Consider the following 16,150-nt stretch of genomic DNA (forward strand, 5'->3'; position numbering starts at 1 on the left):
AGGCTCGAAATTCGAGCCTTTAATTTTAGTCAATAATTTTAAATTCTACCCTTCTATTTGTTCGTCGATTTTCGGGGGTGTCATTAGGCCCGATGGGTATGGTTTCTCCGTAGCCTACAGATTCTAGGCGTGAGGCATTGATTCCGTTTGAAATGAAGTAGCTATATACAGACCAAGCTCTTCTTTGTGACAGGTCTAGGTTATAATTGTCATCACCTACGGAATCTGTATGTCCTGATATTTCTATTTTGTTTATTTGATTGCTTTTGAGCAATTTCAATATACGGTCAAGCTCTGCGTAAGAAGAAGTACGCAAGTCAGATTTGTCAAACTCAAAGAAAATATTGTTGAGTGTGATGGCAGCTCCTTTTTCTATAGGCGACAAGAACAGGTCTTTTTGTATGTCTGTAGTCTCTGCCACTTCATTGAGGTCTACATTTTCATTTTGAGACAGGTATCCGTCTTTTTCGGCGAGTACACCATAGGTAGCTCCAGGTCTTACTTTGAATACAAATTCGCCGTATTCATTGGTTTCTGCGTTGCCTACGGTGATGCCGTCAGGAAGCCTTTCTACCAATACATTACTCATAATTGGCTCGTTCGTTTTAGAGTCAAGCACTTTGCCGTGGATGGTTACGAATATTTCTTCTGAGTCAGCTACAGGCTCGTCTGTAGGTTCTACAAACAGCTCGTCGATTCTAAATCTGAAAATATCCGTGTTTTCATCAGATTTTCCTCTACTGAAATAGGCATGGCTACCAGAGGAAGGAATATTGAAATAAGTATCGTCTTCGCTACCATTTACTCCTTTTCCGAGATTTTCTGGCTGAGACCAGTTGGTCCAAGTGTCGTCGAGCCTTTTAGATACATAGATGTCGGCGTTGCCATATCCTCTGAATCCCTTGGAGGAGAAGTATAAAGTTTCTCCATCGTGATGTAAGAAAGGGGCACTCTCTACATCTGCTGAATTGACTACACTACCTAGGTTTTTAGGTTCACTGTAGTCTCCATTTGGTTTTACAAAAGAAGCATAGATGTCTCGGTCGCCGTACGTGTCGTCTCTTTCTACTGCCATGAGAATGACTTTGGTGTCTGCACTCATGTAATAATCTACCTTGTCGGAATAATTATAATCGTTGTCTACGTTGATGTTGGTAGGTTTGTCCCATTTGCCATCCCCTTTGCTTTTACTCATTGAGATACCCTGAGACATTCTTCCTTTTTTCTCATATCGATTGCCTAGCAAGAGTACTGTTTCGTCTCCTACTTGCGTAATAGAGCAGATAAAGTTTGGGCCAGGGGTGTTGAGAGGCGCACCCAAATTTTTGGCAGGAAGCCATTCTTGTGTTTCTTCGTCCAGCTCAGAATACCAAATATCTTCATAGTCGTCTACACCGCCTACGTTGTCTGGATGAGAGCGTCGGCTAAAATATAAAGTTTTGCCATCAGGCGAAAGCACGGGACTTTGCTCTAAGTACTGACTGTTTACATTTTCCCCCAAGCGTTCTGTGACAAGTTCTTGGTTTACGTTTTGAGCCAAGTTGATTAATACACTGATCGGAATGTTGGATGAAGATAGACCAATGGCATCGATACTGTTGAAACCAGGGACACTACCACCTTTAATGTCTACTCTGATATAGGCTATACGATAAGGTGTTTTTTCAAAAAACAAATTGAGTAATCTGCTTTGAAGAGGAATGGGTCTTGGGTTGAGATCGAAGAGCAAATATTCATTATCTAATGAATCATAGGCAAATACCTTTGATACGGCTCCTGGATTTTCAGTTTCAGCGATAGCTATCTGTTGTGCACGTATAGGTGTATCAAATTTCACTACGATATACTCGTCGTTGTCGGGCTTGGCAGGTCGCCAGGCATTGGGGTTTTCGCCACCTTTTGGGTAGACATTGGGAGAGCGTAAGGCCTGTCCAGCGGAATATTGTAATGCAGAAGTTTCGGAGGTCACGTACATGACTTCGGATGCCCATTTTACAGTTTCTTGCGCGTATAGATTGCAAGACAGCAGGGCAGCAGCTAAAAAGGTGATAAAGTGTTTCATTGAGGATAATTATTTATTCAAGGTGGTAATAAAGGTATTCAATTTTTTTATTGCTTTAGTACTTGGACTTCCACACGTCTATTTGCTGTACGAGCTTCATCTGTTCGTTCTCGACTGAGTGGCTGGGTCCCTCCAAAGGCTTTGGTTTGGATTCGGTTTTTCTTTACGCCTTTTTTGACAAGGTAGTCTTTTACTGCATCTACACGCTCTTGCGAAAGTTCAAGGTTCGCTTGGGCATTGCCTTGGAAATCTGTATGGCCATCCAATTGAATGTTGACGTTGGGGCGTTGGTCTAGCCAATCTGCAAAGTCGTTGAGCTCGCCATATGAAGATTCATCGATTACGGCTCTGCCTCTGGCAAATATAAGATTGTGCAAATCAAATTTCTCATGTGCCGCATCTGGCTCCATCAAAAAGTTTTTTTCGATGAGCTGTGAGCCGTTATTTATGATGGCTATTTCTTCACTGACCGTTTTGTAGCCGTCGGCTTTTACATTGATGATGTATTTGAGATTTTCGAGCATATACAATTCATACACTCCGTTTTGATCATTGGTGGCGGCAATGCCCATGTCATCGTAGTAGGGTAGTTTTTCGTAGAATACATTGGCTGCGATGGGGGATTTGGATTCGTGATCTAGCACAGTGCCTGTGACCCTAATCAGCTCTCCCTCTTCGTGGGCTTGAGCGTAGGAATTTTCATGGGAAAGAACAGCAGAAAGCAGGACTGAAAAGTAAAACAAAAATCGTGAGCTTATGACTTTCATGGTTTAGTAGATGGTTATGTCAAAGTTATGATTGCGCGTAATTTAGTTATATTTTAAAAATTACTCCAATGAATGATTATTGAATAGTAAGTATCCTACTTGTAAGAGCGCGCCCCATTGCTGTTTTGGGTCGTCATAATAGTTGACATGAAATCCAATGGCACCGACAACCGTGTGATATACGATCCCTGATGTGGCGGCAAAAGAAGGGTTTATCCAGTCGTATTCATAGTGAGGGGTATTTCCCGTTTCTTCTACAAGGTTTTCTATTGAATTAAACATATAACCCTCGAGGCGCAGTTGGAGGTTTTTGTGTGGAGACCATATATTTTTCATTCCCAAAGCTAAATATTGACGGGCGCGAAAATTCTCTAAAAGCAACGTGCGGCTGTCTTGGAGAGGGTAGAACCCAGGAGAGTTTATTATCGTGCTTTTGGAGGTACCCATAGCGGGTTGATTCGAATATACACCTTCTATTTGTGCTCCCCAGCTATACTTTTTGCCAAATGAAAAATACTTTTCGCCAGCTACTTTGAGGCTGTACCAATTAGCATCTTCTTTTTGTGTAGGCAGTGTGCCAGTCGAAGTGGCTCCTGGGCGGTAATCACTTTCTAGAAGAAACCTACTTAGGCTTACTTCAAATTTAGATCCGCGAGAAGCAAATTGTGGGTGGTTGAGATTGTCGTGGTATAGTGTAGCTTCAATCCGCAGCCCTTCTAGTCCCAGTTCGTCGAATTCTTGACTTGTATTGAAATTAGCCTGTTCGCTAAACTTGTCTTTATTCAAAATGTAAGAGACTTCGGCACTTAATCCATATTTTTGATTCAAAGGAAAACCAACGAACAGCCCCATTTTTCTATCCACACGGTCTAAGATAGTCAGATCAGGGGCTCCCAGCAGATAATCGCTTAGATTCAAATAGTCACGATGATTGATGGCAATAGTAGGGCCTATTGATACCGTTCTTTGTCCTGGAAATGTGATGCGATTTTTAAAATAAAAAGACTCATAAAAAGGGCCTGCATATATTTTGGTTTCATACTCTTCTAATACACGGGAAAGCCTTTTGAAATCGAATCCCAAGTACATGTATGAGATGTTTCTCGAAGTGAGGCTGCCGCCAACTTTTGCTTTTAGTCGGGGTTTAGAATGTCCTGTGAGTTGAAAGGCATATTGATCACCTTTCGAATAGCTTGGAAAAATATTGAGAAAATAGTCGTTGTCGATCAGTCGGTAATAAGCATTTTTGGCTTGTTCAAAATCAAAGGGCTTGTCTTTGTTGAAAACATTGGTGATGTATTCTGATTTTTTTTTGCTAAACCCTTCTACTTCTATGGTATCAAAAGTGTAAGGAATTGATTGACTGAAAAAAGCTTTTCTCCTTTCATCCATTTCTTCGGGAGATACACGGCGATTGATTTTGGTTCGAATTTCATCAATTTGAGCCATGGCAGTATTGTACCCGATGTCGTAAATTTCTTTGGCTTTAGCAAAGTCCAATGTGCTGTAATCAGACACAGGCACATCTATAAATATGTCGGTGCTATCAAGTAGGGAAGGGTCGCCTTTATTGAGCATAAAAAAGAGTAGAGATTCAGCTAATAATTTTTCATCATCATCCTTAGGATATTTATCTAATACTTTGCTGCCCACATTTACGCCTATAATCACCTCTGGGGCAAATGCCTTACGGGCAGGGTTTACAGGGAAATTATTGTAGACACCACCATCAAATAGGAGTTCGCCCTCTACACGTACAGGGCTGTAGAGCAGCGGAATCGCCATGGATGCCCGAATGGCCTCATACAGTACACCACTATCGAGGACTACTTGTTTTTCCATAAAAATATTGGATGCCATAGCTCTAAAGGGAACAAATAGACTGTCGTAGTTGCCATTAGATACATAGGAAGCATATTGTAATTTTTCTGCCAGATTGATGTTGAGTACGTAGTCTCGATCTAGAGAGGGATCTAGGCTGGTGTTGAAAGCAGAGTCAAAATCAAGTTTGATTGTAAGCCAAGAAGGGTCTGGCATTTTTTCGTGGTAACTGTACTGATATTTTTCGTCGATGACCCCGTCTACCCAGTCTTGCAAGTCTTGCGAAAGAGCTATGTTTTTTATTTGATCGGGGGTGTATCCAGCAGCATAAAAACCTCCAACGATACTACCCATAGAAGTACCAACCACATAGTCCACAGGGATTTCGTGTTCTTCGAGTGCTTTGAGCACTCCAGCATGTGCGAGACCTTTAGCTCCGCCACCACTGAGCACGAGTGCCACCTTTTGGGCGTTTGTAATAATGGGCAAGCAAATGAGTATAAGAAGAAAATGAAGTTTCATCCTGAGCGAATGTAGTGTTGGGATTAAGTTATGGGGCTTAAAAATATCTCATTACAATTGAACAAAGCCTTAAAAAATGAAAATAAACTAGGCAAAGCTATTTCAAATCCTATATTTGCCGCGTAGGCTCAAATACCGCATGGCTTCCAAATTATACGACAGCACCCAATTAGACTTATATAGAAACCGATCCAAATTCAAATGGGTCGTGCTTGGCATATCGATCGTGATTAGTATCGGGTCGATCTATTACACCAATATACTAGTGGAGCAGATCAAGTCTAGAGAAGAGAAATTGATAGCACTCTATGCCAATACGTTAGAGTATTTCGCCAATCAGGAGAATAATGCAGATCTCAATTTTATTTTTGACGAAATCATCCTGTCTAACAAATCTATACCTGTAGTGATGGCAGATGAGCTTGGCAATCCGCTCGAATACAAAAACATCTCAGCGGCAGATCATGCCACTACTAGAAAAGAACGCAATCGCATTCTGCTCAAAGAAATTAGAGAAATGGAAGAAGAGCATGAGCCTTTGCTAGTCACCTTGCGGAGGGATGGAAGCATTACAGGATATCAGTTTATTTACTACAAAAATTCCATGCTGCTTAGGCAGTTAACTTATTATCCGCTCACGCAGTTGTTTGTCATTGGCATCTTTGGGATGATAGCCTTCTTGGTTTTCAATTACTCCAAGGCCGCTGAGCAAAACAAGGTTTGGGTAGGCTTAGCTAAAGAAACAGCCCACCAGCTGGGTACCCCACTATCTTCACTCATGGCGTGGGTGGAGTATCTCAAGTCGGACGAGAAACTCAAAGACATGGATATGATCGTAGAGTTAGAAAAGGATGTCGAACGACTCAATATGATCACGTCAAGGTTTTCTAATATTGGCTCTGAACCCATATTGGAGAGCATGAATGTATATGATCTCATCGAAGAAACCTTGAGTTATCTAAAAAGAAGAATTTCTACACGAGTAGAGTTTACACTGGTTTGTTTTCCTAATCGTGAACTGGAAGCTAATATCAACAAATCTTTGTTTGAATGGGTAATAGAAAACCTATGTAAAAATGCAGTAGATGCGATGGGAGGTGAGGGAAAAATTCACATTAAGGTACTGAAAGCCAACGAGGGACACGTGCTAATAGACATTACAGACACGGGCAAAGGCATGACAAAAGCGATAATGCAGAAAATATTTCAACCTGGTTATACTACCAAAAAGAGAGGATGGGGATTAGGCTTGACCCTTGTCAAACGTATTATTGAGAATTATCACAAGGGTAAAATCTTTGTGAAACGATCGGATGTAAATCGAGGAACCACCTTCAGAATTTCATTAAGATCATAATCAATCAAAAAGAAATGCGATACTTGGGGAAAAACTAATTATTGCCTTAACTTCGCACTTTGAAAAAACAGGACACAATTTTTCATTGAAATAAACAATCAAGAAATGGCAAATAGTGGTAAAATCACACAAGTAATTGGCCCAGTAGTCGATGTAAGCTTCGAAGCTGAAGGTGCTAAAGTTCCTAATATTCTGGATGCGCTTTACGTAATCAAAGAAAATGGACAAAAAGTAGTGCTCGAATGCCAGCAGCACTTAGGCGAAGACAGAGTAAGAACTATCGCAATGGAAGGTACTGAAGGATTGACCAGAGGTATGGAAGTTGTAGATACTGGTGAGGCTATCACTATGCCTATCGGAGAAGATATCAAAGGTCGTTTGTTCAATGTAATTGGTGAAGCCATCGATGGCATTGAGCAGCCTAAAGGAGATAAAACACTCCCTATTCACAGACCTGCACCGAAGTTCGAAGATCTATCAACTTCGACAGAGATCCTGTACACAGGAATCAAAGTAATTGACTTGATTGAGCCCTATTCAAAAGGTGGAAAAATTGGTTTGTTTGGCGGTGCTGGTGTTGGTAAAACTGTATTGATTCAGGAATTGATCAACAATATTGCCAAAGGACACGGTGGACTTTCAGTATTTGCTGGTGTTGGAGAAAGAACAAGAGAAGGAAACGATTTGCTTCGTGAGATGATTGAGTCTGGTATCGTAAACTACGGTGACGACTTTTTGAAATCTATGGAAGAAGGCGGATGGGATCTTTCTAAAGTAGATAAAAAAGCGTTGGGTGATTCGAAAGCAACCTTTGTTTTTGGTCAGATGAACGAGCCCCCAGGGGCAAGAGCTAGAGTGGCTCTGTCGGGTCTTACAGTAGCTGAGTACTTTAGAGATGGTGATGGCGAAGGCCAAGGGAAAGATATCCTTTTCTTCGTAGATAATATTTTTAGATTTACCCAAGCAGGATCTGAAGTATCTGCTTTGCTAGGGCGTATGCCTTCTGCGGTAGGATACCAGCCTACATTGGCTACAGAGATGGGAGCCATGCAAGAGAGAATTACTTCTACTAAGAAGGGGTCTATTACATCGGTGCAGGCCGTTTATGTACCTGCGGATGACTTGACTGACCCTGCTCCTGCAACCACATTTGCTCACTTGGATGCGACTACAGTACTTTCAAGAAAAATTTCTGAGCTAGGAATTTATCCAGCGGTGGACCCATTAGACTCTACTTCAAGAATTTTGTCTGAAGAAATTGTTGGTGCTGAGCACTATGGGTGCGCACAGCGTGTGATCGAGATCCTGCAGAGATACAAAGAACTGCAAGACATCATCGCTATTTTGGGTATGGACGAATTGTCTGATGAAGACAAAGAAGTAGTACACAGAGCGAGAAGAGTTCAGAGATACTTGTCTCAGCCATTCCACGTAGCAGAGCAATTTACAGGATTGAAAGGTGTATTGGTTGATATCAAAGAAACCATCAAAGGATTTAACATGATCATGGATGGTGAGCTAGATCACTTGCCAGAAGCAGCCTTCAACCTCGTAGGAGGCATCGACGAGGCGATAGCAAAAGGAGAGAAACTATTAGCTGAAGCTAAATAATAAATACTATGTATTTAGAAATAATCACACCAGACGAAAACGTTTTTGAAGGAGAGGTGAATTCTGCCATGTTTCCTGGAAGCGATGGATCATTTCAGATTCTTAACGATCACGCACCCATGGTCAGTGCTCTTGGCAAAGGTGATGTGAAAATCGAAAGAATACATGAAAAGAAAACCGAAGACATCCACTTCAGTATTGATGGGGGGGTAGTAGAAGTACTCAACAACAAAATTTTGGTACTAGCAGAATCCATCGGAGAGTAAATCAGGTGTAAAAAAATAGTTCAAGCCATCTCAAATTTTTGAGATGGCTTTTTTTGTGCCTTTACAATTTTGGAGAGTGCCGACTATGTTAATAAGTTTATGAAATTTTTGTATCTTGTTGGCTAAGTATCTAATTTAAACTCTTCTAATTCGAATTTCATGTCAGGCAAAATAGCATTGATCGCAGGGGCTACCGGATTGGTAGGTCGAGAACTCCTTAACGTGGTTTTGGAGAATGATCATTACTCTAAAATTATTTTACTGGGTAGGAGTTCTCCTGGTATAAAAGACAACCGAATAGAGGAGCTGTTGATCAATTTTGATGACCTAGAACAATACAAAGAGAAAATATCTGCTCACGATTATTATTGTTGCATTGGCACCACGATGGGACAGGCCAAATCTAAAGAAGCTTTCTACAAAGTAGATTTCACTTACATCATAGAACTGGCTAAAATAGCTAAAGAAGATAGTCAGTTTGAGCAGTTTCATTTGGTGTCGTCTTATGGAGCCAATGCCAATTCAGGTCTGTTTTACAATGCAGTAAAAGGACAAGTGGAAGAGGCACTGAAAGAGTTGAGCCTTAGAGCTTTACATATCTATCAGCCTTCGTTGTTGTTGGGTTATAGAAAAGATTTTAGACTATGGGAGGAATTAGCCAAAATAGCCTCTGGCGTGTTTTCCTTTTTTATTATTGGATCAAGACTCAAGTTTTGGGCCATAGAAGGGAGCGAAGTAGCAAAGGCCATGTTTTATGTAGCCCTCAGTGGGGAAATAGACATACATGTGCACAAGTCGCTTGAGATGAAAAGAATTGCACGCACCAAAGAATATAAAGGTGATAATAGTATTGCAGCGAGCGTCTGAGGCGTCAGTCAAAATCAATCAGGAAATAGCAGGACAAATCGATGCGGGGTTAATGATCCTTGTAGGCATCGAAGAAGCCGATGATCAAGAAGATATCCAATGGCTTGCGCGTAAGATTTGTAATCTTAGAATCTTCGACGATGAGCTAGGCATTATGAACAAAAGTGTGCTAGACATTGGTGGAGATGTTTTACTTATCAGCCAGTTTACACTTCAGGCCAGTACCAAGAAGGGCAACCGCCCATCGTATATCAAAGCAGCTAGACCAGAAATAGCCATTCCGCTGTATGAGCAGTTGATTGAGCAGCTGGAGGCTGAATTGGGTAAGGAGATTCAGACTGGTGAGTTTGGGGCAGATATGAAAGTGAGCCTGACCAATGATGGTCCAGTCACCATTGTCATAGATTCTAAAAACAAACAATAATGAAGATTGAAGAGGCACAGCACTTGGTGGATGATTGGATCAAGAAAAATGGAGGCTACTTCAGTGAGTTGACCAATCTGGCAGTGCTGATCGAAGAGGTGGGCGAATTGGCACGAATCATTTCACGCAAGTATGGAGATCAGTCTTTCAAAGAGAAAGAAGGAGAAGCTGACTTGGGTGACGAACTAGCCGATGTGCTCTGGGTCGTGATGTGTCTAGCCAATCAAACAGGCATAGACCTGACCAAAGCGTTAGAAAAAAACGTGAAAAAGAAAACTAAACGCGACTCCACCCGCCACAAGGAAAATAAAAAACTCTGGAAGCAAAAGCCCCCAGAGAATTAGTTTCATCGTCACTTCGAAACTGAGCAGAGCGGAGTGAGAAGTTTCCAATGAACTGCAGTGCAGAAGGGGGTGCTTCCTCTCTGTCGATATGACGTCGTCGCCCTAGTTGGCCTTCAAACCAACTAGCCTACTGTTGCTCACTCATCCACCCCAAAATTTTATCCAATACTTCTTCTTTATCAATATCATTATGCGGCTCGTGCTTGATGCCTGACCATTGATGATAAGTGGCTAAATCACCCACTTTCTCAGCGAATGTTTTGGAGGCCTCAGAAGATGTGATTTGATCCTCAGTTCCGTGATAAATCAAGAGAGGGATCTTGTTTTTATGGGTATTTTCCAATGCCCAAAGCCCTTCTCGGAAAGTTTCGGTAAATAGCTTAGTCGATATTTTGTCATGAACCATGGCATCCGCTTCATAAGCCTGATTCACCTGATCGTCATTCGTCAGGTGCTTGCTGTTGAGGCCATTGGACTGCGTGAGCGAGGGCAAGAAGCGAGAAAAGAACTTGGCTAGTTTCATCTGAAAAGGTGCTGGCTCAAAAGCCAGTGCCAGCCATGGCGAAGAAATGATAGCCCCCACCAGCTCATTGGTGTTTTTTCTCAGCACATAGTTGGTCACGATATTGCCGCCAAGGCTATGGCCAAATAGATAGATGGGTAGGTCGTTGTATTCGGCGCGCGCATACATGAGTAGCTCCTCCAGATCGTCGAGTAGCATCTCGTGCGAAGGGGTGTGGCCTCGTTTGCCTTCAGACTTGCCGTGCCCTCGAAGATCGGTGGCATAAAAAGAGATCTGATGTGCGTTGAAAAATTCCGCTACATGCTCGTACCTACCGATATGTTCGCCAAGGCCGTGTACCATGCAAATAGCCGAAACGGGTTTTTCTACAAGCCACTCACGTCCGATCAGCGAAGTACCATCTTTGGCAGTCAGGATAAAATTTTCAACTTCTTCCATTCAGAGCTATTTCGTTTTTTGTTGGCAAGATAGATACCCACTCATACAATCCCAATACGATGAGTAAATGCAGAATAGGCATCATTGATTGATCAGGCTTTCGGTATGGAATACCTCTTCGACTTCGTTGATAATAACAAGCGTGTCTTCGTAGGTGGGAGATTCTACCAATCGTGCTCTAAACGGTTTGAAACCAGGTATGCCACGGAAGTAGTTGGTGTAGTGTCGGCGCATTTCGAAGATTCCTTTTTTATCGCCTTTCCATTCTACAGAAAATTTCAAATGGCTTTTGACAGCATCCATTCGCTCTGATAGTGTAGGGGGGGCTAGTTCTTCGCCCGTTTTCATGTAGTGTTTGATCTGATTGAAAATCCAAGGATTTCCAATTGCTGCACGGCCGATCATGATGCCATCTACTCCATATAACTCTTTGTATTGTTTGGCCTTTTGGGGCGAATCAATATCTCCATTTCCAAAAATTGGGATGTGAATATCTGGGTGGTTTTTCACTTCGGCAATCGGATTCCAGTCGGCCTCGCCTTTGTACATCTGTTGTCTTGTGCGACCATGGATACTGAGGGCTTGGATGCCTACGTCTTGTAGCCTTTTAGCTACTTCTACTATGCGGATGGTACTCGTATCCCAGCCTAGGCGTGTCTTCACGGTCACGGGTTTATTTACGCGCTTCACGATCTCCTCAGTCATTTTTTGCATCTTGGGAATGTCGAGGAGGATACCAGCACCAGCTCCTTTGCAAGCTACTTTTTTTACAGGGCAGCCATAGTTGATATCTACTAATTCTGGATTGGCTTCTTCTGCGATGGCTGCAGCTTCGCGCATAGACTCTATTTTTTCACCAAATATCTGGATGCCAATAGGGCGTTCGTAGTCATAGATGTCGAGTTTTTGTATGCTTTTGGCAGCGTCGCGTATCAAGGCTTCGGACGAGATAAATTCCGTATACATCATGTCTGCACCATTTTCCTTGCACACCGCACGAAACGGTGGATCACTCACATCCTCCATAGGTGCCAGTAGCAGTGGAAAGTCTCCTAATTCTATATCGCCTATTTTTACCATCTTGCTTTCTTTGGGTATTCGGATGCCTCTTTTTGTTTATTCCGATTATCCGAACATTTTTGCTGCAAATTTAATCCATTTATGCCCAATTCACTACATAGCCAACGGAGCCCTCTTTCATTATTATTAATTCTTGTGCTCATGAGTATGGGGACCTACCTCATAGCTCCCATGGTATTTATGTTTCTGGGAGTACAAGCGCTCGGCCTTTCTTTCGAAGAATATATGATGCGCATCAGTACAGAGCAACCAGTGCCCGCCTTGCAGCTGGTGCTGGTTTTGGTTCAGGGGGTATCTGCTGTTTTAAGCTTTATAGTAGTACCTACTTTATTTATTTGGCGATTTCAGGAGAGTACATTATCTAGTTATTTTATGAATAGGGGATTGTCAGTCCCAGTTGTACTTATTACAGCAGGACTTACGCTTTCGCTCATGGTGGTGAATAGCTTGCTGATCGAATGGAATATGCATGTGGAGTTTCCAGAATCCTTGGCGGCTACTTTTGATCAGATGGAGGAACAGGGGCGGATAATGACAGCGTATTTAACAGACTTTTATTCGTTGCCTTATTTTTTGCTTGTGATGCTCGTAGTAGCAGTAGTACCTGCTCTAGGTGAAGAGCTTTTATTTAGAGGGCTTATTCAAAAATATTTTCAAGGCATTTGGGGCAACCCACACGTGGCGATCTGGGCTACGGCGGTTTTTTTTAGTGCGTTCCATATGCAGTTTTATGGCTTTGTGCCTAGGATGGTGCTGGGTGCTTTTTTTGGGTACCTTTTTTATTTTTCGGGCAATTTGTGGTATGCATCTATTGCGCATTTTATCAATAATGGATTCACCTTAGTGATGATGTATTTGTTTCAGCAGAGAGTAGTAGCATACGATATTGAGGGCGCCGAATCGGTTTCGATCTGGCCGACACTTGTCTTTGCAATTATTGGAGGGTTTCTGTTTGTTTTGTTCAAAAAACAACTTCATATTACAGATAATTTGAGAAATGAGTAACTGGCAAAAAGTATTTTCGGATAAGAACGAATACCGTGCAGAAATAGTCATTGCAGTATTGCAAGATTCTGGGCTGCAGCCAGTAATGGTCAACAAAAAGGACGCAGCGTACCAGTTTGGCCATTTTGAAGTGTTGGTAGCACCTGATCATGTACTCAGGGCAATTAAGATAATAGAGAATGACATCGAGTTCAAGTAAGTTTTCAGACTTGGCCAAAAGGCTGGTCACAGGGGTAATAGGTGCGTTCTTTGTTTTGTTTGCCATCGCTTATCACGAATATGGATTTTTCGTCGTCTTCTTACTCCTTTGTGTGCTCACCCAATGGGAATTTTACAAGCTGATCATTGCCAATGGAATTGTGCCGTTGCGGACATTTGGTACCATTATGGGAGTTATCCTTTTTACCATGATTTACTTAGTAGAAAAAGGAACTATTAGCTACGATGCTTTCTTTATGATTTTGCCTTTTAGCTCCTGTATATTTTTCATCAAACTCTATAAAAAGGATGAAAAGAAGCCATTTACCAATATTGCATTTACCTTTCTGGGGATCATATATGTAGCGCTGCCTTTTTCTCTGCTGAGCGTGGCAGCCTTTATTTTGGATGAATACAGTTACCAAATCATCATAGGGATATTCCTTATTTTGTGGGCTAGCGACACAGGGGCTTATTTTGCAGGTATTCAATTCGGAAGGAGGAAATTATTTGAACGCGTGTCTCCTAAAAAATCATGGGAAGGCAGTGTGGGAGGAGCCATCCTTTCTTTGGCATTTGCCGTAGGGCTTTCGTATTATTTCAAAGATCTAGCCTTGTGGCATTGGATTGTGATTTCAGTAATTACGGTTGTTACTGGTACGTACGGAGACCTAGTGGAATCTTTGTTCAAAAGGAGTATGGACATCAAGGATTCAGGACGAAAGCTACCAGGCCATGGAGGGTTTTTGGATAGATTTGACGGATTATTGTTATCCATTCCATTCATCATCATATTCTTGAAGTTTTTTGTACAAGAATGATCGAATATTAAGGGCATTTCCTGTTTTGATTGGATGAATGTGTAATTTTGCATACCTAAAAATGACAACACAAAACACAAAAAATGGGATACATAGAGCCGGCTCCGATCAAGGATAAAGAGAATCCTTTCGAGTCAATGATGTCTAGATTTCACATCGCCGCACAAGCACTAGGCCTCGACGATGAAATTTACAATGTATTAAAGTCTCCATATAAGCAGGCCATCGTTTCGTTGCCTGTCACTATGGATGATGGTTCAATCAAAGTTTTTGAAGGGTATCGAGTGATCCACTCCAATATATTAGGTCCATCCAAAGGTGGTGTGAGATATGATATGGGAGTGAATCTGGATGAAGTAAAAGCGCTTGCTGCATGGATGACTTGGAAGTGTGCAGTAGTAGACATTCCATACGGAGGAGCCAAAGGTGGCATCCGTTGCAATCCGAGAGAAATGTCCGCAGGAGAGATCGAAAGAATGACCAGAGCTTATACCCAAAATATGCACGAAATCTTTGGGCCTGACAGAGACATACCTGCACCAGATATGGGCACTGGGCCACGGGAAATGGCGTGGATGATGGATGAGTATTCTCGTGCACAAGGAATGACCGTAAATGCAGTGGTGACAGGAAAGCCTATCGTACTAGGTGGTTCGCTAGGTAGGACAGAAGCGACTGGCCGTGGTGTGATGATCTCTGCCTTGGCAGCTATGGAAAAAATGAAAATCAATCCTTTCAACGCCAAATGTGCGATTCAAGGATTTGGTAACGTAGGCTCTTGGGCGGGTAAATTGCTTGAAGAAAGAGGAGTAAGTGTAGTTGCAGTTAGTGATATTTCAGGTGCTTACTACAATGATGGAGGCATCAATATTAATGAAGCCATTGCTTATAGAGATGAAAATAAAGGACAGTTAGAAGGCTTCCCAGGGGCAGAAAAAATTGATCCCGATGAATTACTTCTTTTGGAAGTGGACGTATTGATTCCAGCAGCGAAAGAAGATGTGATCACATTTGAAAATGCAGCGAAAATCAAAGCCAAGCTGATCGTAGAAGGGGCGAATGGCCCTACTTCTGCTAGAGCAGATGCGATCCTGCAAGAAAACGATGTGCTGGCAGTGCCTGATATTTTGGCGAACGCTGGTGGCGTAACGGTATCATACTTTGAGTGGGTACAAAACCGACTGGGATATAAATGGACTCGAGAGAGAGTAAACCGTAGATCCGACAGGATCATGAAGACATCTTTCAACAAGGTGTACGAAATATCTCAAGAATATAAAGTATCATTGAGGATAGCTGCCTATATCGTGGCTATCGAAAAAGTATCGACAACCTATAAATACAGAGGAGGATTCTAAGAATTCTCCCTTTTTCATTATTATGACCATTCACAAAGAAGGATACAAGATTCTTTTCGTGCTGTTGTGTGTATTAGCTTTAGCTAATTACGCAGTGAGGTATTTTCTACCAGCGCACGAACTCGCACAGCAGCTCGCTTTGATTGCCAGTTTGATTGTTTATTTACTGGTGTTGCAGTTTTTTAGAAACCCTAAAATAACTATTCAATCAGATGAAGGCGTGATTTTGGCTCCTGCAGATGGTAAGGTAGTAGTGATAGAAAATGCTGAAGAAGACGAATATTTCAAAGGAGAGCGTAAGCAGATTTCAATATTCATGTCTCCTCTCAACGTACATGTGTGTAGGACTCCTACAGGTGGGGTTGTGAAGTTTTTCAAATACCATGCGGGTAAATATCTAGTGGCTTGGCACCCTAAGTCAAGCACAGAGAATGAGCGTACTACTATGGTGCTGCAGCTGGCTAGTGGCACAGAAATTTTGGTTCGTCAGATCGCTGGAGCAGTAGCCCGTAGGATCAAATGGTATGTGGAAGAAAATCATAAGTTGAAGCAAGGTGATGAGTACGGCTTTATCAAATTCGGCTCCAGACTTGATGTATTTCTGCCCTTAGATGCTGAAGTCAACGTAAAGATCGGTGATATCACTAAAGGTGGACGGACAGTTATCGCTACTTTGAAGTAATTTG

The 16,150-nt window shown here is 42.1% G+C and carries 16 protein-coding genes; 11 read left to right on the forward strand and 5 right to left on the reverse strand.

Annotation, left to right across the window (positions count from 1 at the left end; genetic code table 11):
• Window positions 1-25: 25 nt before the first annotated feature.
• From N7E81_RS05895 to N7E81_RS05905, 3 genes are read right to left on the reverse strand one after another with little or no spacing between them, the layout of a single operon-like run.
• Complete coding sequence (locus N7E81_RS05895) at window positions 26-2,062, reverse strand: OmpA family protein (RefSeq protein ID WP_263052359.1); 2,037 nt, start codon at window positions 2,060-2,062, stop codon at window positions 26-28.
• 47 nt (window positions 2,063-2,109) lie between these two features.
• Window positions 2,110-2,829 carry an OmpA family protein gene (locus tag N7E81_RS05900; protein WP_263052360.1) on the reverse strand — a complete coding sequence of 240 codons (720 nt, stop codon included), beginning with the start codon at window positions 2,827-2,829 and terminating at the stop codon, window positions 2,110-2,112.
• Between the two features lie 60 nt (window positions 2,830-2,889).
• The gene (locus tag N7E81_RS05905) at window positions 2,890-5,172 is read right to left on the reverse strand and encodes a patatin-like phospholipase family protein (protein WP_263052361.1); all 2,283 of its coding nucleotides are present in this window, start codon (window positions 5,170-5,172) and stop codon (window positions 2,890-2,892) included.
• A gap of 139 nt (window positions 5,173-5,311) precedes the next feature.
• On the opposite strand from N7E81_RS05905, the gene N7E81_RS05910 reads away from it, so the two are divergent.
• From N7E81_RS05910 to N7E81_RS05935, 6 genes are all read left to right on the forward strand, one after another.
• Window positions 5,312-6,529, forward strand: a complete 1,218-nt coding sequence (locus tag N7E81_RS05910) for a sensor histidine kinase (RefSeq protein ID WP_263052362.1) — start codon at window positions 5,312-5,314, stop codon at window positions 6,527-6,529.
• Between the two features lie 105 nt (window positions 6,530-6,634).
• Window positions 6,635-8,140 (forward strand): F0F1 ATP synthase subunit beta, encoded by a 1,506-nt coding sequence (gene atpD, locus N7E81_RS05915; RefSeq protein WP_263052363.1) that lies wholly within the window; start codon window positions 6,635-6,637, stop codon window positions 8,138-8,140.
• 8 nt (window positions 8,141-8,148) lie between these two features.
• Window positions 8,149-8,406, forward strand: a complete 258-nt coding sequence (gene atpC / locus N7E81_RS05920; protein ID WP_263052364.1) for an ATP synthase F1 subunit epsilon — start codon at window positions 8,149-8,151, stop codon at window positions 8,404-8,406.
• Between the two features lie 159 nt (window positions 8,407-8,565).
• On the forward strand, window positions 8,566-9,273 hold the full coding sequence (locus N7E81_RS05925; RefSeq protein WP_263052365.1) for an NAD-dependent epimerase/dehydratase family protein: 708 nt from the start codon (window positions 8,566-8,568) through the stop codon (window positions 9,271-9,273).
• Window positions 9,245-9,697, forward strand: a complete 453-nt coding sequence (gene dtd / locus N7E81_RS05930; RefSeq protein WP_263052366.1) for a D-aminoacyl-tRNA deacylase — start codon at window positions 9,245-9,247, stop codon at window positions 9,695-9,697. The genes N7E81_RS05925 and dtd overlap by 29 nt, the downstream gene beginning before the upstream one ends.
• A complete protein-coding gene (locus tag N7E81_RS05935) occupies window positions 9,697-10,041 on the forward strand; it encodes a nucleotide pyrophosphohydrolase (RefSeq protein ID WP_263052367.1) in 345 nt (114 codons plus the stop codon). Before dtd ends, N7E81_RS05935 begins: the two co-directional genes overlap by 1 nt.
• Before the next feature lie 127 nt (window positions 10,042-10,168).
• Here the strand turns inward: N7E81_RS05935 and N7E81_RS05940 are convergent, their stop codons facing one another.
• Both N7E81_RS05940 and dusB read right to left on the reverse strand, forming a co-directional pair.
• Window positions 10,169-11,002 (reverse strand): alpha/beta hydrolase, encoded by an 834-nt coding sequence (locus tag N7E81_RS05940; RefSeq protein ID WP_263052368.1) that lies wholly within the window; start codon window positions 11,000-11,002, stop codon window positions 10,169-10,171.
• Window positions 11,003-11,083: 81 nt separating this feature from the next.
• Entirely contained in the window at window positions 11,084-12,082 is a 999-nt protein-coding gene (dusB, locus tag N7E81_RS05945) for a tRNA dihydrouridine synthase DusB (RefSeq protein WP_263052369.1), read from the reverse strand.
• 141 nt (window positions 12,083-12,223) lie between these two features.
• On the opposite strand from dusB, the gene N7E81_RS05950 reads away from it, so the two are divergent.
• The 5 genes from N7E81_RS05950 (at window position 12,224) to N7E81_RS05970 (ending at window position 16,146) form a co-directional block, all read left to right on the forward strand.
• Window positions 12,224-13,087, forward strand: coding sequence for a CPBP family intramembrane glutamic endopeptidase (locus N7E81_RS05950; RefSeq protein ID WP_263052370.1), 864 nt, complete (start codon window positions 12,224-12,226; stop codon window positions 13,085-13,087).
• Complete coding sequence (locus N7E81_RS05955) at window positions 13,080-13,286, forward strand: DUF2007 domain-containing protein (protein WP_084372601.1); 207 nt, start codon at window positions 13,080-13,082, stop codon at window positions 13,284-13,286. Before N7E81_RS05950 ends, N7E81_RS05955 begins: the two co-directional genes overlap by 8 nt.
• The gene (locus tag N7E81_RS05960) at window positions 13,267-14,106 is read left to right on the forward strand and encodes a phosphatidate cytidylyltransferase (protein WP_263052371.1); all 840 of its coding nucleotides are present in this window, start codon (window positions 13,267-13,269) and stop codon (window positions 14,104-14,106) included. Before N7E81_RS05955 ends, N7E81_RS05960 begins: the two co-directional genes overlap by 20 nt.
• 83 nt (window positions 14,107-14,189) lie before the next feature.
• Window positions 14,190-15,464: a Glu/Leu/Phe/Val family dehydrogenase gene (locus tag N7E81_RS05965; RefSeq protein ID WP_263052372.1), complete on the forward strand. Its 1,275-nt coding sequence runs from the start codon at window positions 14,190-14,192 to the stop codon at window positions 15,462-15,464.
• 22 nt (window positions 15,465-15,486) lie between these two features.
• Window positions 15,487-16,146, forward strand: coding sequence for a phosphatidylserine decarboxylase family protein (locus N7E81_RS05970; RefSeq protein WP_263052373.1), 660 nt, complete (start codon window positions 15,487-15,489; stop codon window positions 16,144-16,146).
• Window positions 16,147-16,150 lie beyond the last annotated feature (4 nt).

This window comes from Reichenbachiella carrageenanivorans (assembly GCF_025639805.1).
In the GTDB taxonomy this organism is placed as follows: Bacteria; Bacteroidota; Bacteroidia; order Cytophagales; family Cyclobacteriaceae; genus Reichenbachiella; species Reichenbachiella carrageenanivorans.